The 24910-nt window shown below is 64.2% G+C and carries 18 protein-coding genes; 6 read left to right on the forward strand and 12 right to left on the reverse strand.

Translation table 11 applies throughout. The features are described from left to right. Window positions 1-68: 68 nt before the first annotated feature. The 7 genes from ACVOL0_RS14995 to cysD form a co-directional block, all read right to left on the reverse strand. Window positions 69-905, reverse strand: a complete 837-nt coding sequence (locus ACVOL0_RS14995; protein WP_481549774.1) for a TrmH family RNA methyltransferase — start codon at window positions 903-905, stop codon at window positions 69-71. Window positions 906-920: 15 nt separating this feature from the next. Further along, window positions 921-2366, reverse strand: coding sequence for an alanine/glycine:cation symporter family protein (locus ACVOL0_RS15000; protein ID WP_481549789.1), 1446 nt, complete (start codon window positions 2364-2366; stop codon window positions 921-923). Window positions 2367-2528: 162 nt separating this feature from the next. Next, window positions 2529-3050, reverse strand: coding sequence for a GNAT family N-acetyltransferase (locus ACVOL0_RS15005; RefSeq protein WP_481549775.1), 522 nt, complete (start codon window positions 3048-3050; stop codon window positions 2529-2531). Continuing rightward, complete coding sequence (locus tag ACVOL0_RS15010) at window positions 3043-6168, reverse strand: efflux RND transporter permease subunit (RefSeq protein WP_481549776.1); 3126 nt, start codon at window positions 6166-6168, stop codon at window positions 3043-3045. Before ACVOL0_RS15010 ends, ACVOL0_RS15005 begins: the two co-directional genes overlap by 8 nt. Then, entirely contained in the window at window positions 6165-7283 is a 1119-nt protein-coding gene (locus ACVOL0_RS15015) for an efflux RND transporter periplasmic adaptor subunit (RefSeq protein ID WP_481549790.1), read from the reverse strand. Before ACVOL0_RS15015 ends, ACVOL0_RS15010 begins: the two co-directional genes overlap by 4 nt. A 279-nt stretch (window positions 7284-7562) precedes the next feature. Further along, window positions 7563-9440, reverse strand: a complete 1878-nt coding sequence (gene cysN, locus ACVOL0_RS15020; RefSeq protein ID WP_481549777.1) for a sulfate adenylyltransferase subunit CysN — start codon at window positions 9438-9440, stop codon at window positions 7563-7565. Continuing rightward, window positions 9440-10351 (reverse strand): sulfate adenylyltransferase subunit CysD, encoded by a 912-nt coding sequence (gene cysD, locus ACVOL0_RS15025; protein ID WP_481549778.1) that lies wholly within the window; start codon window positions 10349-10351, stop codon window positions 9440-9442. Before cysD ends, cysN begins: the two co-directional genes overlap by 1 nt. Before the next feature lie 206 nt (window positions 10352-10557). On the opposite strand from cysD, the gene ACVOL0_RS15030 reads away from it, so the two are divergent. The 3 genes from ACVOL0_RS15030 to ACVOL0_RS15040 all read left to right on the forward strand — a co-directional run bounded on the left by ACVOL0_RS15030 (window position 10558) and on the right by ACVOL0_RS15040 (window position 14919). After that, window positions 10558-12393, forward strand: coding sequence for an assimilatory sulfite reductase (NADPH) flavoprotein subunit (locus ACVOL0_RS15030; protein ID WP_481549779.1), 1836 nt, complete (start codon window positions 10558-10560; stop codon window positions 12391-12393). Window positions 12394-12484: 91 nt separating this feature from the next. Then, complete coding sequence (gene cysI, locus ACVOL0_RS15035; protein ID WP_481549780.1) at window positions 12485-14191, forward strand: assimilatory sulfite reductase (NADPH) hemoprotein subunit; 1707 nt, start codon at window positions 12485-12487, stop codon at window positions 14189-14191. Beyond that, complete coding sequence (locus ACVOL0_RS15040) at window positions 14188-14919, forward strand: phosphoadenylyl-sulfate reductase (RefSeq protein WP_481549781.1); 732 nt, start codon at window positions 14188-14190, stop codon at window positions 14917-14919. Before cysI ends, ACVOL0_RS15040 begins: the two co-directional genes overlap by 4 nt. Window positions 14920-15076: 157 nt before the next feature. Here ACVOL0_RS15040 and ACVOL0_RS15045 read toward each other — a convergent pair whose 3' ends face one another. The 4 genes from ACVOL0_RS15045 to ACVOL0_RS15060 all read right to left on the reverse strand — a co-directional run bounded on the left by ACVOL0_RS15045 (window position 15077) and on the right by ACVOL0_RS15060 (window position 19823). Beyond that, complete coding sequence (locus ACVOL0_RS15045) at window positions 15077-17137, reverse strand: TonB-dependent copper receptor (RefSeq protein ID WP_481549782.1); 2061 nt, start codon at window positions 17135-17137, stop codon at window positions 15077-15079. 68 nt (window positions 17138-17205) lie between these two features. After that, window positions 17206-17655 carry a DUF2946 family protein gene (locus tag ACVOL0_RS15050; protein WP_481549783.1) on the reverse strand — a complete coding sequence of 150 codons (450 nt, stop codon included), beginning with the start codon at window positions 17653-17655 and terminating at the stop codon, window positions 17206-17208. A gap of 462 nt (window positions 17656-18117) precedes the next feature. Then, on the reverse strand, window positions 18118-18825 hold the full coding sequence (locus ACVOL0_RS15055) for a serine aminopeptidase domain-containing protein (protein WP_481549784.1): 708 nt from the start codon (window positions 18823-18825) through the stop codon (window positions 18118-18120). A gap of 14 nt (window positions 18826-18839) precedes the next feature. Next, window positions 18840-19823, reverse strand: coding sequence for a LysR family transcriptional regulator (locus ACVOL0_RS15060; protein ID WP_481509618.1), 984 nt, complete (start codon window positions 19821-19823; stop codon window positions 18840-18842). A 179-nt stretch (window positions 19824-20002) separates the two neighbouring features. Here ACVOL0_RS15060 and cysG point away from each other — a divergent pair, with 179 nt between their 5' ends. The 3 genes from cysG (at window position 20003) to ACVOL0_RS15075 (ending at window position 23195) form a co-directional block, all read left to right on the forward strand. After that, window positions 20003-21454: a siroheme synthase CysG gene (gene cysG, locus ACVOL0_RS15065; protein ID WP_481549785.1), complete on the forward strand. Its 1452-nt coding sequence runs from the start codon at window positions 20003-20005 to the stop codon at window positions 21452-21454. 20 nt (window positions 21455-21474) lie between these two features. Next, window positions 21475-22434 (forward strand): cysteine synthase A, encoded by a 960-nt coding sequence (cysK, locus tag ACVOL0_RS15070; protein ID WP_481549786.1) that lies wholly within the window; start codon window positions 21475-21477, stop codon window positions 22432-22434. A gap of 170 nt (window positions 22435-22604) precedes the next feature. Beyond that, entirely contained in the window at window positions 22605-23195 is a 591-nt protein-coding gene (locus ACVOL0_RS15075; RefSeq protein ID WP_481549787.1) for an O-acetyl-ADP-ribose deacetylase, read from the forward strand. 186 nt (window positions 23196-23381) lie between these two features. Here the strand turns inward: ACVOL0_RS15075 and ACVOL0_RS15080 are convergent, their stop codons facing one another. Continuing rightward, window positions 23382-24689, reverse strand: coding sequence for a M1 family metallopeptidase (locus tag ACVOL0_RS15080; protein WP_481549788.1), 1308 nt, complete (start codon window positions 24687-24689; stop codon window positions 23382-23384). Window positions 24690-24910 lie beyond the last annotated feature (221 nt).

The raw sequence follows: 24910 nt of genomic DNA on the forward strand, positions 1-24910 counted from the left end.
GAGCCATGCTCGGCAGAGGCTCCACCGGTGAAGCTCCTGCCGAGCATGGCTCGGCACTACGGCGCTTTTCAGCGCTGCTTGCGGCTGTTCCAGCTGGCCAGGAATACCGCTGTGGCTGAAGCCACGTTGAGGCTTTCCACCGCGCCACTGCCGGGGATCGACAGACGCAGGTCACAGCTCTGTGCGAAGTCTCGGTCCATGCCTTCACTCTCGGCGCCCATCACATAGACCATGCGATCCGGCAGCTCGGTGGTGAAGACGTTGTCGCCATCGGCCACCAAGGTCGCAGCCAGACCAAAACCGGCATCACGCAGCTGCGCAACGGCCTGCGGCAAGGCTGGCAGGCGCACCAGCGGCACAGATTCGGCGCCACCTTCTGCCACACGCGCGGCGGCGCCGGACAGCGCCAGCGTCGAGTCGGCCGGCAACAGAATCGCGGCAACACCAAAGTGCGCGGCCGAGCGCAGGATCGCGCCGAAGTTGTGCGGGTTGCCCACGCCATCCAGCCACAAGGCCAGCGCCGGACCGTCCTTCAACGAGGCCAGCCAGGTCGCCAAGGGCAGCGGCTCCTGTTTCTGCACGTCGGCCACCAGGCCTTCGTGGTGAGTGGTGGCGGCCAGCTTGTTGAGGTCGCCGTCGCCGACCACGCGGTAACCCACGCGGTTGACCACGCACCACTTCAGTACCGGCTGCAGGCGCGGGATCATGTCCTCGGCCAGATACAGCTTGCGCAGCGCCTGCGGGCGCTTGGCAAACATCGCCTGCACGGCATTGACGCCGTACAGACGCATTTCATCACCGCCGCGTACCGGGACACCGTCGCCTTCACGTGCGGCCGAAGGTGCGGCCGGAATTGCGCGGGGTGGCCGCGAGGAAGGGCGACGGTTGTTCCAGGGGTTGCTCACAGTGGTTCCTTTGAATTACTTCTTGTTGCGCCAGAAATCAGCGTTCTTGATGCCCAGTGCATCAGGGTCGAAGACCGGGTCCAGGCCCAGCTTCTTCTGCCGCTCATAGTCGGTCAGTGCAAGCATGGCAGGCTTTTGCAGGATCAGGATGGCGATCACGTTCAGCCAAGCCATCAAACCTACGCCGATGTCACCCAGGGCCCAGGCCATTTTCGCATTGTGGTAGGCACCAAACACCACCATGCCCATGATGCCAAGACGCAACACCAGCATGGCTGCCGGGTGGGTGCGGTTGCTGCCAGCCAGATAGGTCAGGTTGGTTTCGGCCATGTAGTAATAGGCCATGATCGTGGTGAAAGCGAAGAAGAACAGCGCCAGTGCCACGAAACCCGCGCCCCAACCCGGCAACACCGACTCCACCGCTGCCTGGGTGAACAGGGCACCTTCGGAAGGCTGGACCCCCGGCACGCCGGTAATGATGGCTTCCAGCTTGGTGACGCCCCCTTCGGTGACTTCGCGGAACACGTTGTACATGCCGGTGGACAGCACCAGGAAGGCGGTCGAGGTGCATACCAGCATGGTGTCGAAGTAGATGGCGAAGGCCTGCACATAGCCCTGCTTGGCCGGATGCGAGACCTCGGCGGCGGCGGCGGCGTGCGGGCCGGTGCCCTGGCCGGCCTCGTTGGCATAGATACCGCGCTTCACGCCCCAGGCAATGGCCTGGCCGATGATGCCGCCGAACGCCGCATGCGCGCCGAAGGCGCTGGAGAAGATGTCGGCGAACATCGCCGGCACCTTGCTGGCGTTGAGCATCATCACCACGATCGCCATCAGGATGAAGCCCAGCGCCATGAACGGCACGATCACCTCGGCGAAGCTGGCGATGCGCTTCACACCACCGAAGATGATGATGCCCAGCAATACCGCAACGCTCAGGCCGATCCACAGCTTCATGCTGGCTGCACCACCCATCGATGCACAGGCATCGGCGCCGTTGCACAGCACGTTGACCGCGCTGTCGGCGATGGCGTTGGCCTGCACGCCCGGCAGCAGGAAGCCTGCAGCGATAACGGTGGCGACGGCGAACACGGCCGCATACCACTTCAGGCCCATCGCTTTTTCAATGTAGTAGGCCGGGCCACCGCGGTAGCGGCCCTCGGCATCCTTGGTCTTGTAGATCTGCGCCAGGGTCGACTCCACGTAGGAAGTGGAAGCGCCAAGGAAGCCCATGACCCACATCCAGAAGATCGCACCGGGGCCGCCATAGGCAATGGCCGTGGCCACACCGGCGATATTGCCGATACCCATGCGGCCGGCCATCGACATGGCCAGGGCCTGGAACGAGGACACGCCGGCCTCGGACTTCTCACCGCGTACCGTCAGCCGGCACATTTCAGCGAAACCACGGATCTGCATGAAACGGGTGCGCAGGCTGAACCACAGACCCGCCCCCAGGCACATGAAAATGAGCGCATTACTCCAGATGATGCCGTTTACGTATTCGACGATGGATTCCACGTAATTCCCCGGAAAGCTGAAAGGTAGCCAAAGCCCGGAATTCCGGGGCTGGCCGATTTTTCCACGATTGAGCCCGGCTGTGCAGGGCTCTTACGCGGATTGCAGTCAAGTCCTGATATGGGCGAAGCAGCGCATGTCATGCAGCTGCCCGTCCTTGAACACCGATTGGCGCTCGGTGCCTTCCTCCACGAATCCATTCTTCAACAGCACCCGCGCCGAGGCCGGGTTGCCAGCCATCACCTGCGCGGACAGCCGTGCCAGCTCCAGGCTGTCCATCACCCACGGCACATAGGCGCCGACCACCGTGGTCATGATGCCCTGCCCCCAGTGGCGCCGCCCCAACCAATAGCCCAGTGACGCCGAATAGCGGCGCTCGGCCTTGCCCTGGGTGACCCCGATACCGCCGCAAGCCTGACCATCAATGACCAGCGCCAATACCTGCCCCCGCAGGTCCAGCACCTGTCCCCCCAGAAACGCCTCCCCATCGGCGCGGGTGTAAGGATAGGGAAAACGCGTGCTCAACCCGCAGGACACCGCAGCGTCGTTGGCATGCTCAAGCAGCGCGTCCAAGTCCCCTGCTTGCCAGGGGCGCAACTGGACGCGACCACCGAGCAGCGGCTCACGCATGGCCGCCGACCGCCGGCGTCTCGCGTTCGAGCTTCTCCAACGCGTTGGCCACGGTTTCCGGCGACTTGGTGTACGGGGCCAGCAACGCATAGAACGCCGGCACCACGAACAGCGACAGGAAGGTGGACACGCTGACGCCGAAGATCACCACGATGCCGATGGTCGCGCGGCTGGCCGAACCAGGACCACCTGCAACCACCAACGGAATCGCACCAACCACGGTCGCGATCGAGGTCATCAGGATCGGCCGCAGCCGCACCATCGACGACTCGACGATGGCCTGATGCACATTGCGGCCTTCATCGCGCAGCTGGTTGGCGAACTCGACGATCAGGATGCCGTTCTTCGCCGCCAGGCCCACCAGCATGACGATGCCGATCTGGCTGAACAGGTTGAGCGTGCCACCGCTGAGGTACAGGCCAACGAAGGCGCCAAGCACACCCAACGGCACGGTCAGCATGATCACCAGCGGATGGATGAAGCTCTCGAACTGCGCAGCCAGCACCAGGTACACCACCAGCAAGGCCATGGCGAAGGTCAGCAACACCGCGCCGCCCGCGCTCTGGTACTCGCGCGATTCGCCCTTCCAGTCGATCTGCGCGTATTCGGGCAGTTCCTCGGCCGCAACCTGTTTGGCCCAGGCAATGGTTTCACCCAGCGTGTGACCGGGAGCGACGTTGGCACTGATGGTGATCGAACGCAGGCGGTTGAAGCGGTTGAGGCTGCCGGCCTCGGCCACTTCACTGAGCGTGACCAGGTTGGACAGCGGCACCAGTTCACCCGAGCGCGCGCGCACCTGGATGGCCGACAGGTCCGCCGGCGAGGCGCGGCCTTCGCGCCCCGCCTGCACCAGCACATCGTATTCCTCGCCGTTGTCGACGAAAGTGGTGACGCGACGCGAGCCCATCATGGTTTCCAGCGCGCGACCGATGTCGGTGACCGAGATACCCAGGTCGGCCGCACGCTGTCGGTCGATGTTGACCCGCATCTGTGGGCGGGTTTCCTTGTAGTCAGAATCCGCGCCAACCAGCCCCGGGTAGTCGGCCATGCGTTCCAGCAGACGATCACGCCACTGCGCGATCTCTGCATACTCCGGGCCGCCGAGCACGATCTGGAAGGGTTGGCCCATGCTGCGCACCAGGCCGCCACCGACCATGGTGCGTACGCGCACACCGCTGAGGCCATTGAGTTCTTTCTGCAGCTCGTCGGCAACATCGCTGGTTGCCTCACTGCGCTCACGCCATGGCTGCAGGAACACGCTGATACGCCCGGTATGCATCTCCTCGCTGTTGCCCCAGCCACCGGGCACGCGCGGATTGGCGCGGACAATGGGCTCATCCGGGCCGACGAAACCCGAAACGATCTTCTCGACCTGCTGCACCTGCGCCACGGTGTAGTCGTAACCCGCACCCTCTGGGCCATCGATCATGATCTGGAACGAGCCACGGTCTTCAGCCGGGGCAAGTTCGGAGGGAATCAGCTTGAACAGGCCCCAGCTGGCACCCAGCGCAGCCAGCATCACCAGTCCGAAGATCCAGCTGCGCTGCACGTGGCGATCCAGCACCCGGCCATAGGCGGCCGACAAGCGCTCCAACTGCCGGTTGATGAAACCATGCAGGCGGCTCACCTTCTGCTCGCTGTGTGGTTTGAGCAGCTTGGAGGCCATCATCGGGGTCAGCGTCAGCGCGACGAAGGCCGACAAGGCCACCGCTGCGGCCAGTGCTACTGCCAGTTCGCGGAACAGCCGGCCAGTATTGCCTTCCAGGAAACCGACCGGCAGGAATACCGCCACCAGCACCGCGGTGGTCGCGATCACCGCGAACGCCACCTGTGCGGTGCCGCGCTTGGCGGCCACCAGCGGCGGCTCGCCCAGATCGATGCGGCGCTGCACGTTCTCGACCACGACGATGGCGTCATCCACCACCAGGCCGATACACAGCACCAGCGCCAACAAGGTGAACAGGTTGATCGAAAAGCCGAAAGCGAACAGCGCGATGAAGGCGGCAACCAGACACACCGGCACCGTCACTGCGGGAATCACCGCCGCGCGCAGGCTGCCCAGGAACAGCCAGATCACGATCAGCACCAGGACCATTGCCTCGACCAGCGTGGCATAGACGCGCTCCACCGCGGCTTCAATGAAGGTGGTGTTGTCGAAGGCGACGAAGATCTGCGTTCCCTTGGGCAGGGTCTGGCCGATCCGCTCGGCCTCGGCACGGGTGTCACGCGCCACGTCCAGCGCATTGGCAGTAGAGGTTTTGACGATACCCAGGCCGATGCCCGGTTCACCATTGCTGCGGTAATAGGCACGGCGCTCGGACGAGGCCAGCTCGACCTTGGCCACATCGCCCAGCCGCACCACATAGCCATCGGCGCCCTTGCCCAGCGGGATGCTGGCGAAGTCAGCCGGGGCCACATAACTGCGCTCCACGCGCAAGGTGAAATCGCGATCTGTCGACTCGATGCGGCCCGCCGGCAGCTCCACGTTCTCGTTGCGCAGCGCGGTTTCCACCTCGGTGACGGTCAGCCCGCGCGCTGCCAGCTGATCACGGTCCAGCCATACCCGCATGGCATAGCGCTGGCGGCCACCGATACGCACCTGGGCCACACCGTCGATGCTGGAAAAGCGGTCCACGACATAGCGATCGGCGTAATCGCTGAGCTCCAGCGTGTCCATCGTCGAGGACACCATGTTGAACCAGATGATCGGATCGGCGTCGCTCTCGACCTTGGCGATCTCCGGCGGCCGCGCTTCTTCCGGCATGCGGTCGGCAACCCGGCTGACCGCATCGCGCACGTCATTGGCGGCCGCTTCGATGTCGCGGTTGGCGTTGAATTCGATGCTGACCGAAGCACGGCCATTGGTGCTGCGCGCATTGATGGTATCGATGCCTTCGATACCGGCCAGCGCGTCTTCCAGCACCTGGGTAACGCGGCTCTCGATCACCGCTGCCGAGGCGCCGGTGTAGTCCACCGACACCGACACGATCGGCGGATCGATGGCTGGCAGCTCGCGCAGGGTCAAACGGTTGAACGACATGATGCCCAGTACCAGCAGCAACAGACTCATCACCACGGCCAATACCGGCCGCTTGATGGAAAGATCGGACAGCTTCATCCGGCGTTCGCCAGTTTGGCCGGTGCCGCAACTTCAGCCGGTTTGAGCGGCGTGGTCGCATCGGCGGCCTTGGCCGGCTTGTCATCCTGGATACGGATGCCAGGACGTAGCTTGCCGGTGCCATCGACCACGATGCGGTCGCCCGCCTTCAGCCCTTCGACGATTTCCACCACGCCCGCGCGGCGGGTGCCGGCCTTGATGTCGGCGCGCTCGACGCTCTGGTCCTGCTTGACGCGGAATACGTAGGAGTCGCGGCCGACCTGCACCACTGCAATCTCCGGGATCACCAAGGCGTCGCGTTCGGGACGGTACAGGCGCACGTCCAGCAACATGCCTGGACGCAGCGCATGGTCGGCATTGTCAAAATCGGCGCGAACAGTGATCGCGCGGCTGCCCGGATCGACGCGCGCATCGATGGTGCTCACGGTGCCTTCAAACGTGCGGCCCGGGTAGGCGATGCTGCTGCCGCTGACCTTGTCGCCGTTCTGCAGCGAGGACAGCTGTGCTTCGGGCACCTGGAAATCCACGTGCATGCGCGAGATGTCGTCCAGCGTGGCGATAGCGGTAGTCGGGGTGACCAGCGACCCCGGGCTGACCTGGCGGATACCCAATACGCCAGCGAATGGCGCACGCACCTGGCGGTCGGTGATATCCACGCGCATCTGCTGCACGCGGGCCTCGGCGGCATCACGGATCGACTGCTGGGTGTCCAGGGTTGAATGGGCAACCAGCTGTTGTGCAGCCAGTTCACGCTGACGCCTGTAAAGCCGGTCGGCCTCGGCAAAGGTGGCCTGGGCCTGGGCGAGCGCGGCCTGCTGGGCCTGGCCGCGCAAGGTCACCAAGGGTGTACCGCTGGCGACCTGCTGGCCGCTTTCGAAATGTACCTTGTCGATGATCTCGCTGACCTTGGCGGTGACGATGATGGATTCACGCGCCTTGGCAGTGCCGTTGGCCTGCAGCGTATCGCTCCACGGAGCGGTCTCAACCAGTTGGGTGGTAACCAGCACCGCACCGGCGGCTTGCCGTGGCGCCTCGGCGTTCTTGCGGTTGCATCCGGCCAACGCCAGCGCCAAGACAGTGCCACCCACAACGGTGGCGGCAAATCGCCCGAACATACGCAGTCCCATCTGATACACGATCAAGCAGTCTAGCGGTGCCAGATGACGGCCGGATGTGCCGTTAGGGGGGGAACCCCCATCCCGGGAGCGACGCTCGACTGCAGGAGCGGCGTCAGCTGCGAAGCTGGTGATATGCAAAAGGCGGTAGAGCTTACCCCTCCCCAACCCTCCCCTTTGCTGCGCAAAAGGGATGGGTAGAGACTGCAATTGCAGATGAATTCAGGGGCTGACGGGTTGCTGGCTTCGCGGCTGACGCCGCTCCTACAAACTGGCACCTCAGCGCAGCGCCTGCAGCACCTGCTCCACCATCGCCGGCACGCTGTCGGTATCTGCACGCAGATGCAGCTCCGGGGCCTCCGGGGCTTCATACGGCGAATCGATGCCGGTGAAGTTGGGGATCTGCCCGGCACGCGCCTTCCGGTACAGGCCCTTCACATCGCGGGCCTCGGCCACTTCCAGCGGCACATCGACGAACACCTCGATGAACTCGCCATCCTCGAAGCGCTCGCGCGCCATCTGCCGTTCCGCACGGAAGGGCGAGATGAAGCTGACCAGCACCACCAGCCCTGCATCGGCCATCAGCCTTGCCACCTCGGCGACGCGGCGGATGTTCTCCACCCGGTCCTCGTCGGTGAAGCCCAGATCGCGATTCAAGCCATGGCGGACGTTGTCGCCATCCAGCAGGAAGGTATGCACGCCCTGTGCATGCAGGCGCTTCTCGACCTGGTTGGCGACGGTGGACTTGCCCGCACCGGACAAACCGGTGAACCACAGCACCCTGGGCTGCTGGCCCTTGATCCGCGCCCGCGCGGCCTTGTCCACGTCCAGATGCTGCCAATGCACGTTGCCAGCGCGGCGCAAGGCAAAATCCAGGGTGCCGGCGGCGACGGTGGCGTTGGTCTGGCGATCGATCAGGATGAAGCCGCCCAAGGCCCGGTTCTGCGCATACGGAGCAAAGGCCACCGGCTCGTCCAGCGACAGGTTGCAGTAGCCCACCTCGTTCAGTTCAAGGCGCTTGGCAGCCAGGCGCTCCTGCGTATTTACATCGACGCGGTGCTTGATCTCGCTGATATTTGCCGCCACGGTGCGGCTGCCGATCTGCAGCCAGTACGGCCGCCCCGGCAGCAGGGCAGCGTCGTCCATCCACAGCACGTGGGCGGCAAACTGGTCGGCCACTTCAGGCGGATCACCGGCAGCGGCGATCACGTCACCGCGGCTGACATCGACTTCATCATCCAGGGTCAGCGTCACTGCCTGACCGGTAGCGGCAACTGCCAGCGGACCATCCGGCCCCAGCACCTGCTTGACCGTGGAGCGGCGCGCCGACGGCAGCACCACCACGTCATCACCCACGCGCACCTGGCCGGCGGCAATGGTGCCGGCAAAGCCACGGAAGTCCTGGTTCGGTCGGTTGACCCATTGCACCGGCAAACGCAGCCCGCTGGCGGCGTCGTGCGTACTCAGCTCGACCGTGTCCAGATGCTCGATCAGGCTGGGGCCGCCATACCAGGGCATAGCTGCCGAACGCGTGGACAGGTTCTGCCCTTCCAGCGCCGACAATGGAATCGCCTGCACGTTGGCAATGCCCAGCTGTGCCGCAAGCGCCTGATAGTCGGCAACGATGCGCTCGAATACGGATTGGTCGTAATCGACCAGATCCATCTTGTTCACCGCCAGCACCACCTGGCCGATGCCCAGCAGCGAGATGATATAGCTGTGCCGATGGGTCTGGGTCAGCAGGCCCTTGCGTGCATCCACCAGCACCACTGCCACATCGGCAGTCGAGGCACCGGTGGCCATGTTGCGGGTGTACTGCTCATGGCCGGGGCAGTCAGCGACGATGTACTTGCGGCGGTCGGTATCGAAGTAGCGGTAGGCCACATCGATGGTGATGCCCTGCTCGCGCTCGGCGGCCAGCCCATCCAGCAGCAACGCGTAGTCTATACGCTCACCCTGGGTGCCATGGCGGCGACTGTCTGCCTCCAGCGCCGACAGTTGGTCATCGAACAGGCGCTTGCTTTCATACAGCAGGCGCCCGATCAGGGTGCTCTTGCCGTCGTCAACGCTGCCGCAGGTGATGAAGCGCAGCAGCGGCTTGGTTTCGTGGGTCTTCAGATAGGTGGCGATATCGGAGGTGGCAGTCACGGCGCTCATCAGAAATACCCCTCCAACTTCTTCTTCTCCATCGATGCGGACTGGTCATGGTCGATCAAACGGCCTTGCCGCTCTGAACTGGTCGATACCAACATTTCAGCGATGATCTTTTCCAGGGTGTCGGCTTCGGACTCGATTGCGCCGGTCAGCGGATAGCAACCCAGCGTGCGGAAACGCACCTTGCGCAGCTGCGGCACTTCGCCCGGATGCAGCGGCAGGCGCTCGTCATCGACCATGATCAGGCTGCCGTCACGCTCGACGACGGGGCGTTCAGCAGCGAGGTATAGCGGTACCACCGGGATTTTCTCGCGGTAGATATAGAGCCAGATATCCAGCTCGGTCCAGTTGGACAGTGGAAATACGCGTACGCTCTCGCCCTGGTGGATACGCGCGTTGTACAGGTTCCACAGCTCCGGACGCTGGTTCTTCGGGTCCCAGCGGTGGCGGTCATTGCGGAACGAGAACACCCGCTCCTTGGCGCGCGACTTCTCTTCATCGCGCCGCGCGCCACCGATGGCGGCATCGAACTTCCACTTGTCCAAGGCCTGCTTCAGGCCCTGGGTCTTCATCACATCGGTATGCACACTGGGGCCGTGGCTGATCGGGCCGATGTCGCGGGCAATGCCGTCCGGGTTGATATGCACCCGCAGCTCGGTGCCGGTTTCGGCCACCCGGCGGTCGCGGAACGCGATCATCTCGCTGAACTTCCAACGGGTATCCACATGCAGCAGCGGGATCGGCGGCGGTCCGGGCGCGAACGCCTTCAGCAGCAGGTGCAGCAGTACTGAACTGTCCTTGCCCACCGAGTACAGCAACACTGGATTTTCGAAGACGGCAGCCACCTCGCGCAGCATATGTATGCTCTCGGCTTCCAGCCGATCGAGGTGAGACAAAGCTACTGTAACAGTCATTTCGGACGCAATTTAGAAGAGGTATGGAGAGGCAGCAATGAAGGGTAACAGCGAAATGCCACTGAAGCTGAATCGAATGGGGACTATAGAACCACCACCAAAGACAATCGAAATAAACCCAAGGCATGAAGCGATAACCGCTGCTCCTTTCCCCTGATGGCGCGCTGTACCTAGCATCGGTCATCCCTACATGGACCGGAATGGAAATGACTGCCGCCGCCAACGTGCCACCCAGCCCCTTGCCCGAAGACCGCAGGGTCCTGCTGACGCGATTGGTCGACGGTCTGGACGGCAACAGCCTTTGGTGGTTGTCCGGCTTTGCGGCCGGCTTGGCACAGGGCAACCCTCCCCCGTCCCTGTCTGTCATCCCCGGCGGTCCGGTCACACAGCCGGCCCAGACCCGGCTTACCGTGATCTATGGCAGCCAGACCGGCAACGCCCGCCGCGCCGCCGAGCAGCTGGCCGCCGAGGCCGAAGCAGCCGGGCTACCGGTCCGCGTCGTGCGCGCCGACGCCTACGCTACCCGCGAGCTGGCCAACGAGCGCCTGCTCTACATCGTCATCAGTACCCAGGGCGAAGGCGACCCGCCGGACGACGCCATCGGGCTGGTCGAGTTCATCGCCGGCAAGCGAGCGCCCAAGCTGCCGGAGCTGAAGTACGCCGTGCTGGGCCTTGGCGACTCCAGCTATGTGGAGTTCTGCGGCATCGCCCGCAAGCTGGACAGCCGTCTGGCCGAGCTGGGCGCCACCCGCCTGCAGGCCGTGGGCGAGGCCGATCTGGACATCGATACCGTAGCGGCACCGTGGCAGGCACAGGCACTGCTCGATGCGCGCGAGGTGATCGGTCAGGCCGTGGTCGCCACATCCAGCAATGTCACCCCCCTGCGCCATGCCGGCGCCTGGACTGCGCAACACCCATTCAGCGCCGAACTGCTGTCGCGCCAGGTCATCAGTGGCCGCGACTTCAAGGGTCCGGCTTATGCCAGGTACGGCAACGCCGCCAAGTCGGTGCATCATCTTGAGCTGTCACTGGAAGGCAGCGGCCTGCATTACGAACCCGGCGACGCACTGGGCATCGTGCACCGCAACCCGGCCGAACTGGTCGAAGCGGTACTGGATGTCACCGGCCTCGATGGCACGCAGCAGGTCGAACACGACGGCCACAGCCGGCCGTTGGCACAGTGGCTGGGCGAGCACCGCGAGCTCACCCGTATCTCGCGCCCACTGCTGACGTCAGTGGCTGAGTGCAGTGCGCATCCGGAACTTGCCCGTCTGCTTGATCCGGCACAGAAGAACGAACTGGCCTCCGTATTCGAAGACCATCAACTGGTCGACGTGCTGCGTCGCTGGCCGGCCGAGTGGAACGCCGAAACCCTGCTCGGCACTCTGCGCCCCGCCGCCCAGCGCCTGTACTCCATCGCCTCCAGCCGCAAGCGGGTCGGCGAAGAAGTACACCTGACCGTCGACGAACTGCGCTACCACGCCCATGGCAGCGAGCACGTTGGTGCCGCCAGCGGCTTCCTGACCGCACTGGAAGAAGGTGCGCAGTTGCCGGTCTACATCGAAGCCAATGAACGCTTCCGGGTACCGGCCGAAAGCAGCCGCGACATCATCATGATCGGCCCAGGCACCGGCGTCGCCCCGTTCCGCGGCTTCGTGCAGGAACGCGCGGAGATCGGTGCAACCGGCCGCAACTGGCTGTTCTTCGGCGCGCGCCACTTCAATACCGATTTCCTGTACCAGACCGAATGGCAGGACGCATTGCGCCGCAAGGAGCTGCATCGTCTGGACCTGGCGTTCTCACGCGATCAAGCCGACAAGATCTACGTGCAGCAACGCCTGCGTACCCGCGGCCGCGATCTCTACGACTGGCTGCAGAACGGCGCACACCTGTACGTGTGTGGCGCCATCGCCATGGGCAAGGACGTGCATGCCGCACTGCTGGATGTACTGCGCGAACACGGCGGGCTGGATGAAGACGATGCCCGCGACTATCTGACTCGACTGCACACGGAGGGGCGCTATGGACGGGACGTGTATTGAGTGTTGTTGGCGTTGACCCTGCGTGTTGACGCAGCAGTGGCTTCGCGGCTTACGCCGCTCCTACAACCTCTGACTCCAGATAGCGAAAAGAATGAGCACCCACTCCGTTGAGAACATCAAGGCCGACAGCAACCGCTTGCGTGGCTCATTGCTGGAAAGCCTGGCCGATCCTGTCACCGGCGCCCTGCGCGAAGACGACCAGACCCTGATCAAGTACCACGGCAGCTACCAGCAGGACGACCGCGATGTGCGCGATGAGCGCCGCCGGCAGAAACTGGAGCCGGCCTACCAGTTCATGATCCGCACCCGCACCCCCGGCGGCGTGATCAGCCCCGAGCAGTGGCTGAAGCTGGACAGCATCGCCACCCGCTACGGCAACCATTCACTGCGCATCACCACGCGCCAGGCGTTCCAGTTCCATGGCGTGATCAAGCGCGAGTTGAAGGCAACGATGCAAGCCATCAACGCCGCGCTGATCGACACCCTGGCTGCCTGCGGCGACGTCAACCGCAATGTGCTGGTCGCGGCCAACCCGCTGCTGTCCAGCGCACACGCCACCCTGTACGCCGACGCTGCGCGCACTTCCGAACACCTGCTGCCCAATACCCGCGCCTACTACGAAATCTGGCTGGATGAAGCGCGCGTGGCCGGCAGCGGTACCGAGGAAGAGCCGATCTACGGCGAGCGCTACCTGCCGCGCAAGTTCAAGATTGGCTTCGCGCTGCCGCCGCTCAACGACGTTGACGTCTATGCCAACGATCTGGGCTTCATCGGCGTGCTTGATGCCGACGGCGAACTGCTCGGCTACGACGTGACCATCGGTGGCGGCATGGGCGCCACCCACGGCGATGCCGAAACCTATCCGCGTATTGCCAACAATGTCGGCTTCATCAACCGTGAAGCCCTGCTTGATGTCGCCACCGCCGTGGTCACCACCCAACGCGACCTGGGCAACCGCGACGTCCGCAAGCGCGCCCGCTTCAAGTACACCATCGATGATCACGGCCTGGACACGGTCGTGGCGGAGATCGAGCGCCGCGCCGGCATCCGCTTCGCGCCATCGCGTGCGCAGGCGTTCGCCCACAATGGCGACCGCTATGGCTGGGTTGAAGGCAATGACGGCCGCTGGCACCTGACCTTGTCGCTGCAGGCCGGACGTATCGCCGACGTCGCCGGCGCCCCGCACTTGACCGCCCTGCGCGAAATCGCCCGCATCCTCGACGGCGAGTTCCGCATGACCGGCAACCAGAACCTGGTCATCGTCGGCGTCCCCGCCGCACAACGCGCGCAGATCGATGCCATCGTGCACGGCGCCGGGCTGGATATCGGCAACCGCGCCCCGACCGCGCTGGCACGCGCCGCCATGGCCTGCGTCGCCCTGCCCACCTGCGGCCTGGCGATGGCCGAAGCCGAGCGTTATCTGCCCGAGTTCAGCGCCAAGCTGCAACCGCTGCTGGAACAGCATCAGCTGACCGATGCGCCGATCCTGCTGCGCATCTCCGGCTGCCCGAATGGCTGCTCGCGTCCCTACCTGGGCGAGATCGCCCTGGTCGGCAAGGCACCGGGCCGCTACAACCTGATGCTCGGCGCCGATCATCGCGGCCAGCGCCTCAACACGCTGTATCGCGAGAACATCACCGAGCCGGAGATCCTGGACGCATTGGCGCCACTGTTCGCCCGCTATTCCGGTGAGCGCGATGGCAACGAAGGCTTCGGTGACTTCCTGCACCGGGCCGGCATCGTCGCCCTTCCTCCCTACCCCACCCACCGCCAGATATCCGTGGAACTGCAAGCATGAGCGCCCTGCCCAAGACCTCTCACACCACGTCGGTGACCCTGCCTGACGACCTGGGCTCGCTCAATACCCTGCTCGATTCGATGGATGCGCAGCGGCGCGTGGAATGGGCACTGCAGAACGCACCCGGCGCACATGTGCTGTCGTCGAGTTTCGGTGCGCAGTCGGCGGTGACCCTGCACCTGCTCAGCAGCCAGCGCCCGGACATTCCGGTGATCCTCATCGACACCGGCTATCTGTTCCCGGAAACCTACCGATTCGCCGACGAACTCACCGACCGGCTCAAGCTCAACCTCAAGGTCTACCGCCCGCAGGTCAGTCGCGCCTGGATGGAAGCGCGCCATGGCCGCCTGTGGGAGCAGGGCGTGGTCGGCATCGAGCAGTACAACAACCTGCGCAAGGTCGAGCCGATGAAGCGCGCCCTGGACGACCTGCAGGTAGGCACCTGGTTCACCGGCCTGCGCCGCAGCCAGTCGGCAAGTCGTGCCAATACGCCGGTGCTGCAGCGCCGAGGCGAGCGCTTCAAGGTCAACCCGATCGCCGATTGGAGTGACCGCGACGTGTGGAAATACCTGCAGGAGCACAAGCTGCCCTACCACCCGCTGTGGGAGCAGGGCTACGTGTCCATCGGCGACTACCACACCACCCGCCGCTGGGAAGCCGGCATGCGCGAAGAAGACACCCGCTTCTTCGGCCTGAAGCGCGAGTGCGGCCTGCACGAAGAGATCTGAGCCGCGATACCGCCTTTTGTAGGAGCGGCGTGAGCCGCGAAGCTATTGTTGTATCAGGCCATGCGTGCAATTCGACCTAGATCATCTGCTTCGCGGCTTACGCCGCTCCTACAAAAGCGAAATCGACGCCCGCCTCACTGAGGCGGGCGTCCTTGCTTCAATACCAGTAATCCAGCTTCAACCAGAACGAACGCCCGGGCTCATTGATCCGCACCGGATCAGCAGGAAAACCGAAATCCGCACTACCCGCCAGATTCAGATGCTCGGCATAGGCACGGTCAAACAGATTGTCCACGCCCACACTGGCACGCAGCCCGGCATTGATCCGATAGGCGCCATTGAGTGACAGGGTCGCAAAACCCGCACTCGGCCCCAGGTCCCGCGCCACTACATTGCCCTCATCCTGAGCCACCCGATTCTGGTGGCTGACCGCACGCAACAAGGCACCCAGCGACCAGCGTGCCTGTTCGTATGATGCAGAGAAGCGCCCTTCCAACGGTGGTATCTGCGGCAACGGTCGGTCTTCGCTGCGGTTCTCGCCCCAGGCGTAAGCCAGCGTGCTGCCAAGCTTCCATGCCTGCGTCGGCCGCCATTCCAAGCCCGCCTCGGCCCCGGCGATGCGCGCATCCACATTGCGAGCCTGGGTGCTACTGCCCATCATTCCGCCGCTGCGGTACTGGAACAGGATGTAGTCCTGCAGGCGACCGGCATACGCCGACACCCAGGCATCGACCTTCTCGCTGCGGAACTGCAAGCCCAGATCCAACTGTATGGTCTGTTCCGGCTTCACGCCCGAAAACGCATTGACGCTACCGACCGGCCCGGCACTGGCCGAGAACAACTCCCAGTAGTCAGGCATGCGTTCACTGTGGCCGATACCTGCATACCAGGTCCAGGCCTGACCATGATCGCGCTCATAGCGCACGAAGCCGCTGCCGAGATCCTCCTGACGCTGTTGCCCCGCAGTTGGATTCGGCATGCTCATCATGCCGCTCGTCGCCCGCCGATCCTTGACCGTCGCCTTGTCCAGTCGCAAACCACTGATCCAGCGTTGCGCGGTTCCTTCGCCCAAGGTCAGCTCGGTGAACACACCCTGGCTGCTGAAGTCGGCATCGCGCTTCCACGCCGACTGCTGCCAGGTATTGCGTCCCATGCCATTGCGGCTGCGATGGCGGCTGTCCTGCGCATCGACGCCGGCGACGACTGCCACCTCCTGCCAGCGCCATTCGCTGCTCACACGGCCGCCGCTGGTGCGCCGCTCAACATTCGACGCCATCGGCATCGGCATGCTGCTGGCCGGGTTCGGCGTGCGCAGCGTGTAATTGTCCATCAGGTGATCTGCGCTGTTGTAATACAGATTGGCCTGCAGCTTGTCCCAGGCGCCGGGCAGGTTGTCGCGCTCGAAGCGCAGGCCATAACTGTCGCGCTTGAACGCGGCACCATCCATGCCACGACCGGCGTAGCGCGCAATGGCATCGCCTGTACCGGCACTGAGCTCCACAACCGTGTCAGCATCCGGTGTCCAGCCGATGGCCGCATCGGCGTTCCACTTGCGCCAACGCGAAGGCACCACGTCGCCATGGCCGTCGCGGTAGTCGTCGGACTCGGAACGGTTGCCGTTGACCCGCACATACCCGGGCGTGCTGCCGAACGTGGCATCCAGCATCTGGTCGTTGCGGTTGTTGGATCCGCCCAGTGCGCTGGCTTTCAACTCCATACCGGGGCTGTCGAAGCGCGGCGTCTCCCGCTCGAAACGCACCGTACCCGCAGAGGCGCCAGCGCCCCAACGCACGCTTTGCGGTCCCTTGATGACGGTCAAGCGGTCATAGGTTTCCGGCGCGATGTATGAAAGCGGATTATCCATGCGTGACGGGCAGGCACCGATCAGGTTGCCGTCGTTGCTGAGAATATTCAGTCGTGAGCCGGACATGCCGCGCAATACCGGGTCGCCATTGGTGCCGCCGTTACGGATCGCCGAAAAACCCGGCACGGTCTTCAGGTAGTCGGCGCCGTCACTGGCCGGCACCGGTTGCCGTGGCAGGCGCGGATCGGTGACCCATTGCAGCGGCGATGAGGGCGCCGCGGCGGTAACCACCAGGGTGTCCAGGGTTTGGGTCAGATCACGCTCGGCGGCATGGCCGACAAGGGGAAACAGCGCCATGCAGACGCAGACAGACAGGCATGCCGGAGCACCCGGCATACGGGAAAGGGATTTCATTCGATTCTCCAATACGACACGTCCGCGCGCCGCCCAACGGCAGCGCACGGCAAACAGGAAAGGTGGCGTTATCTGGAGAGCATCGGCGGCCCGCGCGGCGGGTGCGCACGCCAGCGCAAACTGGCGCGTCGAAGTGTCTTGCGGGGAGATACGGGCGCAAGCCGATATAGCAGCGGTGCCAGTATCAGGATCACCGCCAGCCAGGGCAGCAGGCGCGAGGCCATGGTGCAGTAGTCGCAGGCTTCGCCATGGGCGGCGTGCGGATCCGCCGGCGACGTTGGCTTCAGGTCGTTCGCCGCCAGCGCGGGCGCGTCATGCGACATGTGCTGCATGTCGTGATGCCCAGCGTGCGCATCGGCAGGCTTCGGCATCGCTACTTCATGCGCAGCATGGCCCATTGCGCTCATCGACAGCTGCTGGGACTGCAACCAGCGGCTGACCACCGGCGCCACTGCCATCAACAAGGCAGCAGCAAAGGCCAGCACAAGCACAAAGGATTGGAAGCGAAGCGAACGCATGACCCGTGCATTTTATCGGCATGGAAGCAATGGGCTCGCAGCACAGGGTGCGACCGTTTGCCGCATGACCGCCACAACCGCCGCCCCGTAGTGCCGAGCCATGCTCGGCAGAGGCCGTCACTGCAACAGATCAGCGCAACAGATGCTGTAGGAGCGGCGCAAGCCGCGAAGGTGGCAGCAATGGATCGCCGGTATGACTGCATTCGGATGCGTCGTCAGCTTCGCGGCTCACGCCGCTCCACAAACCCAACCATGATCTGTCGGCAAAGCCCCAGTGGGGCATGGCTCCGCTCCACCAATGCTGCTGCACGGTGCCACATCAACATCTCGAATTCTGTGGGAGCGGCGTAAGCCGCGACGCTGACTTCAATGAAATCAGCGAATCATCTGGAACCCGATGAACCATCAGCTTCGCGGCTTACGCCGCTCCTACAGGATTCGAAAAATTCGACGGGTGAAGCGTCAGCGGAGTCTGGCCGACTGCAGGCCTTCAACGAAATCGCGCACAGCCCGCGCCGCCGGTGAAGGACATGCCTGCAGGAGGAGATGGGGACCTGCAATACTCCTGACGGTCGCATGCTTGATCGCCGACAGAACAAGCTCACCGGCCCTGGGCATGATCAAGCGATCGTTCTTTGCTCGCAGATACAACACCGGCAAGGTGACGCGCGTCAGCAATGCCGATACATCCGCCTGCATTGCAAGCGCCGCACGTTGCCGCAACACAGCTGGGTGCACTTCAAGCAAGGCCCGTTCGAGCGACACGTTCAATGCTGGCGTTGCCCAGCGGCCCAGCAACCACCAGGACAGCAAGGCCAGCGGCAGCGCGCGAACCGGCGCAAAACGCGTCAGCGGCGCCAGCGGCGAGAACAGCGGCAGCGGCGTGCGTGCGAAGGTTGTGGACAACACCAAGCCAACCAGATTGGCCGGTGGATCAGCTGCAATAGACAGCGCTATCGGACCGGAAAAGGATTCGCCCAACAGCACGAAGGGAACATCGCTGGGCAACGCAGCCCTGACCAGCACCTCCAGCGCCGCATAGTCCAACGCTTTATCCGGCGGGTAACGCAGCACCGTCACCGGCCCAAACACATCACCCAGGCAGGCGACAAACTGTGCATGCAGTGCCGCCGTCCCATCGAGACCAGGCAGGATTGCCAGTGCGGTCACCCAGCCTGTCTCACTCAGACGGTAATCGTCTGCGTCAACGATTCCCAGGTCGGCGGCACCGGCCAATCGGCCTGCTGGTTGCCGTCCAACACGCGGCGCAGATCACGCTTGTCGATCTGCGGTGCAAGCACGTGCACCAGCTCCAGGGCGTAGTCACGCAGTACGCGATCGCGCGGCAACACCGCCCAGGCGATGCACTCTGGAATCGATGCCGGTGCCGGCCACGCGCGCAGGTCGGTGTCGTTGGCGCTTACCGCCATTTCCGCGAGCAGGCCGACGCCCAGTCCGGTGCGCACATAGGTCTTGATCAGGTCCGCGTCCAACGCGGTCAAGGTCAGATCCGGCTCCAGATCCAGCGCGGCAAAGGCGCGACGCAGCGATGAACTGGTGCGGGTGGAAGACTCGTAGCTGATCAAGGGATGGCTGGCCAATGCGGCCATGTCCGGCGTTACCCCGGCGCGATCCAGCGGATGGCCCTTGGGCACCAGCACCAACCTGCGCCAGCGATACAGCGGCACGGCAATACCGGTGCTCGGTTCGCCACCCGCGGTACTGATGATGGCGATATCCGCATCACCTTGGCTCAGCAGATCCAATGCATCACTTTCAGCAGCCTGCTGCAGATGCACGCTCACTTGCGGATACGCCAGCTTGATGCGTGCAACCGCTGGTGGCAGCACGAAACGTGCCTGCGTGTGGGTCGTGGTCAGGATCAACTGACCGTGACTTTCGCGGCGTTGGTTCGCCGCGTAGGTGCGGATGTTGTTGGCTTCGGCCAACACGCTGCGCGCACGGTTGATGACTTCTTCGCCTGCCGGCGTTACCGATTCAAGGCTTCTTCCCTTTCTCACGAACAACAGAAAACCCAACTCGTCTTCAAGCTGTTTGAGCTGTTTCGACAACCCCGGCTGGGTGGCATGCACCCGTGTCGCGGCGAGCGTTATGTTCAGCTCGGCATCGGCAATAGCAACCAGGTAACGCAGTTGGGTAAGTGTCATCGCAGTGTTGGAGAGAGATCTTCAGTAAGGAACTGTGAAGAATGTAGGCGAAAACGGTGTCGATACTTATAACCTAAAGTTATCTGTGGTGAGGGGCTTTTCATTTCCGGCACTGTGGGGCCGGCGCTACGGTCACGGTCCTTACTCAAACTACCTCCGCCATCGCCTTGGACAGCCCCTTGTTCCCCCTGTTTGCCGACCTCAAAGGTCGGGCCGTGTTGGTCGTTGGCGGGGGCGCGGTGGCCGAGCGAAAAACCGAGGCGCTGCTGCGCGCTGGCGCCCTGCCCCGGATCGGCGCACCAGCCTTGAGCCCGGCATTGCAGCAACTGGCCGATGGCGGACGCATCCAATGGCTGAATGGTCAGTTTGATCCGGCTTGGCTGGAGCAGGCGATCTGGCTGGTGATTGCCGCCACCGACGATATCGTCATCAACCGCGCGGTCGCCGAGGCCGCCGAAGCGCGTCGGCTGTTCGTCAACGTGGTCGATGATGCGGCATTGTCCGGCTTCCACGTGCCGGCGGTGGTCGAACGCGGGCCCCTGCAGATCGCCATTTCCAGTGGCGGCGGTGCACCGATGGTGGCGCGTCATGTGCGCCGTCAGATCGAGGAATTGTTTGATCAGGCCTGGGGCCAGTTGGCGCAGCTGGTCAGCCGCAAGCGTGGGCTGATACGCGAGCGCTTCCCCGAGCTTGCCGCGCGCCGCCGTTTCTTCGACCGGCTGATCGACGGTCCATTGCTTGGGCTGCTGCGCGCACGCCAGTCCATTGCTGCGGAAACCCAGCTGCTGCTGGACATGGCCGCCGAAGCCCCGGCGCATGCCGGCTCGGTGGTGCTGGTGGGTGCCGGCTCCGGTGACCCCGGCCTGCTCACCCTCAACGCCCTGCGCGCGCTCAACCAGGCCGATGTGATCCTGCATGACCGCCTGGTCAGTGCCGAGGTGTTGCTGCTGGCGCGGCGCGATGCCGACTTCATCGAGGTCGGCAAATCCGCACAGGGCCGCAGCACCGCGCAGGAGCACATCCATACGCTGATGCTGGAACATGCCCGCGCCGGCAAACGCGTGGTGCGGCTCAAGGGGGGCGATGCCTTCGTGTTCGGCCGCGGCGGCGAGGAACTGCAGTTCCTGCGCGCCCATGGCATCGCCTTTGAAGTGGTGCCCGGCATCACCGCCGCACTGGCCTGCGCCGCCTACGCCGGTATTCCGCTGACCCACCGTGACCACGCCCAGCAGTTGCGGCTGGTGACCGCACACTGCAAGGACTCGCTGGACACGCTGGATTGGCCGGCGCTGGCAGAGCCGCGGCAGACGCTGGTGTTCTATATGGGCGTGGCCGCGCTGGCGCAGATCCGCAGCCACCTGCTCGGCGCCGGGCTGACACCCAGCACCCCCTTCGCCCTGATCGAAAACGGCTCGCGTGCCAATCAGCGTGTCGTCAGTGGGCAGCTGCGCCAGTTACCCGAGGCCGCTGCCCAGCACCAGGTGCAGTCTCCGGCGCTACTGATCCTCGGCGACGTGGCAGCGCTGGCCGATGAACTGCATTGGTTCGGCGACGCCCCGCTGCACGCAACGCCCCCTGTTTCCTCACTTTCCGCAAAGACAGCACCGCCCACACTGGCCGATGCCGCCTGACCACCTCCCCGGAGATTTCAATGGCCCTGTACAACAGCATCCTGGATACCATCGGCAATACCCCGGTGGTCAAGCTCAACCGCCTGGCTCCGGCCGGCGTGGACATCTACGTCAAGATCGAGTCGTTCAACCCGGCCGGTTCAGTCAAGGACCGCTTGGCCCTGGCCATCATCCTCGACGCCGAGAAGAAGGGCCTGCTCAAGCCCGGTGACACCATCGTCGAAGCCACCTCCGGCAACACCGGTGTCGCCCTGGCGATGGTGGCCGCCGCGCGCGGCTACAAGTTTGTCGCCACCATGGTGGAAACCTTCTCCATCGAGCGCCGCAAGCTGATGCGCGCCTATGGCGCCAAGGTCATCCTGACCCCGGCCGCCGAGCGTGGCAGCGGCATGGTGCGCAAGGCCAAGGAGCTGGCACAGCAGCACGGCTGGTTCCTGGCCAGCCAGTTCGCCAACCCGGCCAACCCGGCCTATCACCGCCAGACCACCGCCGCCGAAATCCTGCGCGACTTCGCCGGCAAGCGCCTGGACTACTTCGTCAGCGGTTGGGGCACCGGCGGCACCCTGACCGGTGTCGGCGAAGTGCTGAAGCTGGCCCGGCCGGAAACCCGCATCATCGCCACCGAGCCGGCCGGCGCCGCGCTGCTGGCGGGCAAGGATTTCGCCCCGCACAAGATCCAGGGCTGGACCCCGGACTTCATCCCGGAAGTGCTCAATCGCAACGTCTACGACCAGTTGCTGTCGATCCAGGACGAACGCGCGATTGAAACCTCGCGCCGCCTGGCAGCCGAGGAAGGCATCTTCGTTGGCATCTCTGCCGGCGCCACGGTTGCCAGCGCACTGGATGTGGCCGCCAATGCCGAGGCCGGCTCGGTAATCCTGGCGATGCTGCCGGATACCGGCGAGCGCTACTTCTCCACGCCGTTGTTTGCCGACATCAACGACGGCTCCGACGACGACTGGCTGGCCGGTCTTCCGTAACGGTCGTTACTTAACCCGTCAGCAACGCGAAGGCCGCCCATGCGGCCTTCGTGCTTTTCTGTGCCCACCAATCGCGCCGGATGAGACGGCATGAGCGCAGACTGCGACTGTGCCGGGCCTGGCGGTAGCCGTCACATTTTTCTCATATATCGCAATGGAAGATCACGGCCATGAACATTGAAGTCTGGCAGGGCGACATTACCGAACTGGCGGTTGACGTCATCGTCAACGCAGCCAATGAAACCCTGCTTGGCGGCGGCGGCGTGGACGGTGCCATCCATCGGGCTGCGGGCCCAGGCCTGCTGCGCGAATGCGCGCAATTGCCCGAATTGCGCGCCGGTGTGCGCTGCCCTACCGGCGAAGTACGCGCTACAGGCGGCCACAATCTGCCAGCCAAGCACGTGTTCCATACCGTCGGCCCGGTGTGGCGCGATGGTCGCCATGATGAGGCGGCGTTGTTGGCCAATTGCTACTGGCAGTCGCTGCGGCTGGCCGAGCAGATGGGACTGGAGTCGATCGCCTTCCCGGCGATCAGTTGCGGGGTGTACGGCTACCCGCTGCATTCGGCAGCGGTGATTGCCGCAACCGAGACCATGACCTGGCAGAAGAGCCATGCGCGGCCTTCGCGGATTGTGCTGGTGGCCTACAACGCTGCGGCTTTCAAGATCTATCAGCAGGCGCTGGCCAGTGCTGGTCCGGCGCAGGAGCAGGCGGGGTCTGTGCTGGCGTCGTTTGCGGGTGGGTTTGCGCCTGCGCATTGAGGTTTTTGGCTGTTCAACGGCCAAGCAAAAGCAAAAACTACCCCTCCCCAGCCCTCCCCTTGCCTGCGGCAAAGGGAGGGGGCCGTTTGTGCAGGTCTGGCAGATCGCAGGTAGCCGCTTTTGCCCCCTCCCTTTCGCGCAGCGAAGGGGAGGGTTGGGGAGGGGTAGCTCTTGGCAGCAAACCCATCACCCCAGCGCACCACCTACTCCATAAACCCAGGCATCAAAAAACCCCTGCAGTGAGCGCCCGGCCGCGCGCTCCATCGCCTGCTGGAAATCCGCAGTCACCACCGAGCGCCCATCATAGGCCTGCGTGTACTCGCGCAGCCCGCGCCAGAACAGCGCATCGCCCAATTCCATGCGCAGGCGGTGCAGCACATACGCGCCCTTCTTGTAGACCACCGCACGATCATCGGCGCTGGGTTTGTTCCAATCCGGATACACCAACGGCCGATCAGCCCCCTTCTCGCGCAGCGCCAACACCCTCTGCTCCCAGCCCTGCACCATCGCCTGGTAGGCGGCCTCGCCCTGCGACTGCTGCAGCCACGCCGCCGTCATGAAGTTGGCGAAACCTTCGTTGAGCCAGAAGTGCTCCCAACTGGCACAGGTCACGCGTACGCCCCACCATTGATGCGCGGCTTCATGGGCGATCAAGCCGGTCTGGCTGGGATCATCCAGCACGCCTTTGCCATAGGCCTCCGACATCACCGACAGACCGGCCATTTCCTGGCCGATGGTGTTGGCGACCAGCGCCTGCCGATAGTCGCCTTCATAGGCCAAGCCTGCACGTGCTGCGAAGAAGTCGAGCATGTCGTCGGTGGCCGCGAACACCTGCCGCAGTTCGGCCTCGGAGCGGTCCTTCGAGTAGAACTGCAAGCGTCCCTGCCGTGCGTGCTGGTAAGGGCCGGCAGCAAAGCCATAGACAAACGCAGGCACTGGTTTGCGCAGCTGCCATCGGCGTTCGACGCGACCATCATCGAGCAGGCGCGATGGCAGTTCATCGCCAACCGCCGTCGCACGCAGCTGGCGAGGCAGACGCAGCGCCAGCTGCAGCGTAGCGCGCTCATCCGGCGCGTCCACCGACGGCATCCATTGGCTGGTGGAAAATATCGTGTAGACCTCGCCGCGCTCGGCGGCGAACTCCAGGCCCAAGCGTGGCTTGCCGTGGTAGTGCACACGTACGCTGCTTTGCTGGCCCGCCGTCAACGTCGTTGCAAGGCGGATGGCCAGCTTTCCATTGGCCTGCTGGAAGCTGAGGGGCTTGTCATTCTGCGTGACCGAATCGACGACCAGCTCACCACTGTCAAGAATCAGCTGTTGCAGTGCGCTCGTGGCGTCGAAGCGCACCAGGGTTTCACCCTGCAACTGACCGGCTGCGATATCCAGATCCAGGCTGGCTGCATAGTGCTGGATATCGAAGTTGCGGGGTTCCGCAGCCAAGGCAGATGCGGTCATGGTCGATGCCAACAGTCCCAGCGCGATTCTGCGGTGCATCGGATCATCTCTGAGCAAAAACCCGATTGTAGGCCGCCAATCTTGTGGGAGCGGCGTTAGCCGCGAAGCTGGAAATGCCCAGGCTGCCTGGAATGAATGCAATTGCAGCCACCCTGCCGGTTTTGTTTGCACCGGCTTGGGGGGGGGGGCGGCGCCGAGAAAAAAAAAAAAAAAAAACCCCGGGTGGGCGGGGGGGGTTTGGGCGACAGCACGGGGGGGGG

The organism is Stenotrophomonas sp. STEN021 (genome assembly GCF_056760175.1).

Excerpts from the sequence above, each read along its gene's own strand:
- ACVOL0_RS15000 (WP_481549789.1), bottom strand. The coding sequence starts at position 2,366 with ATGTGCCTGGGGGCGGGTCTGTGGTTCAGCCTGCGCACCCGTTTCATG.
- ACVOL0_RS15005 (WP_481549775.1), bottom strand. The coding sequence starts at position 3,050 with ATGCGTGAGCCGCTGCTCGGTGGTCGCGTCCAGTTGCGCCCCTGGCAA.
- ACVOL0_RS15010 (WP_481549776.1), bottom strand. The coding sequence starts at position 6,168 with ATGAAGCTGTCCGATCTTTCCATCAAGCGGCCGGTATTGGCCGTGGTG.
- ACVOL0_RS15015 (WP_481549790.1), bottom strand. The coding sequence starts at position 7,283 with ATGTTCGGGCGATTTGCCGCCACCGTTGTGGGTGGCACTGTCTTGGCG.
- cysN (WP_481549777.1), bottom strand. The coding sequence starts at position 9,440 with ATGAGCGCCGTGACTGCCACCTCCGATATCGCCACCTATCTGAAGACC.
- cysD (WP_481549778.1), bottom strand. The coding sequence starts at position 10,351 with ATGACTGTTACAGTAGCTTTGTCTCACCTCGATCGGCTGGAAGCCGAG.
- ACVOL0_RS15030 (WP_481549779.1), top strand. The coding sequence starts at position 10,558 with ATGACTGCCGCCGCCAACGTGCCACCCAGCCCCTTGCCCGAAGACCGC.
- cysI (WP_481549780.1), top strand. The coding sequence starts at position 12,485 with ATGAGCACCCACTCCGTTGAGAACATCAAGGCCGACAGCAACCGCTTG.
- ACVOL0_RS15040 (WP_481549781.1), top strand. The coding sequence starts at position 14,188 with ATGAGCGCCCTGCCCAAGACCTCTCACACCACGTCGGTGACCCTGCCT.
- ACVOL0_RS15045 (WP_481549782.1), bottom strand. The coding sequence starts at position 17,137 with ATGAAATCCCTTTCCCGTATGCCGGGTGCTCCGGCATGCCTGTCTGTC.
- ACVOL0_RS15050 (WP_481549783.1), bottom strand. The coding sequence starts at position 17,655 with ATGCGTTCGCTTCGCTTCCAATCCTTTGTGCTTGTGCTGGCCTTTGCT.
- ACVOL0_RS15060 (WP_481509618.1), bottom strand. The coding sequence starts at position 19,823 with ATGACACTTACCCAACTGCGTTACCTGGTTGCTATTGCCGATGCCGAG.
- cysK (WP_481549786.1), top strand. The coding sequence starts at position 21,475 with ATGGCCCTGTACAACAGCATCCTGGATACCATCGGCAATACCCCGGTG.
- ACVOL0_RS15075 (WP_481549787.1), top strand. The coding sequence starts at position 22,605 with ATGAACATTGAAGTCTGGCAGGGCGACATTACCGAACTGGCGGTTGAC.
- ACVOL0_RS15080 (WP_481549788.1), bottom strand. The coding sequence starts at position 24,689 with ATGCACCGCAGAATCGCGCTGGGACTGTTGGCATCGACCATGACCGCA.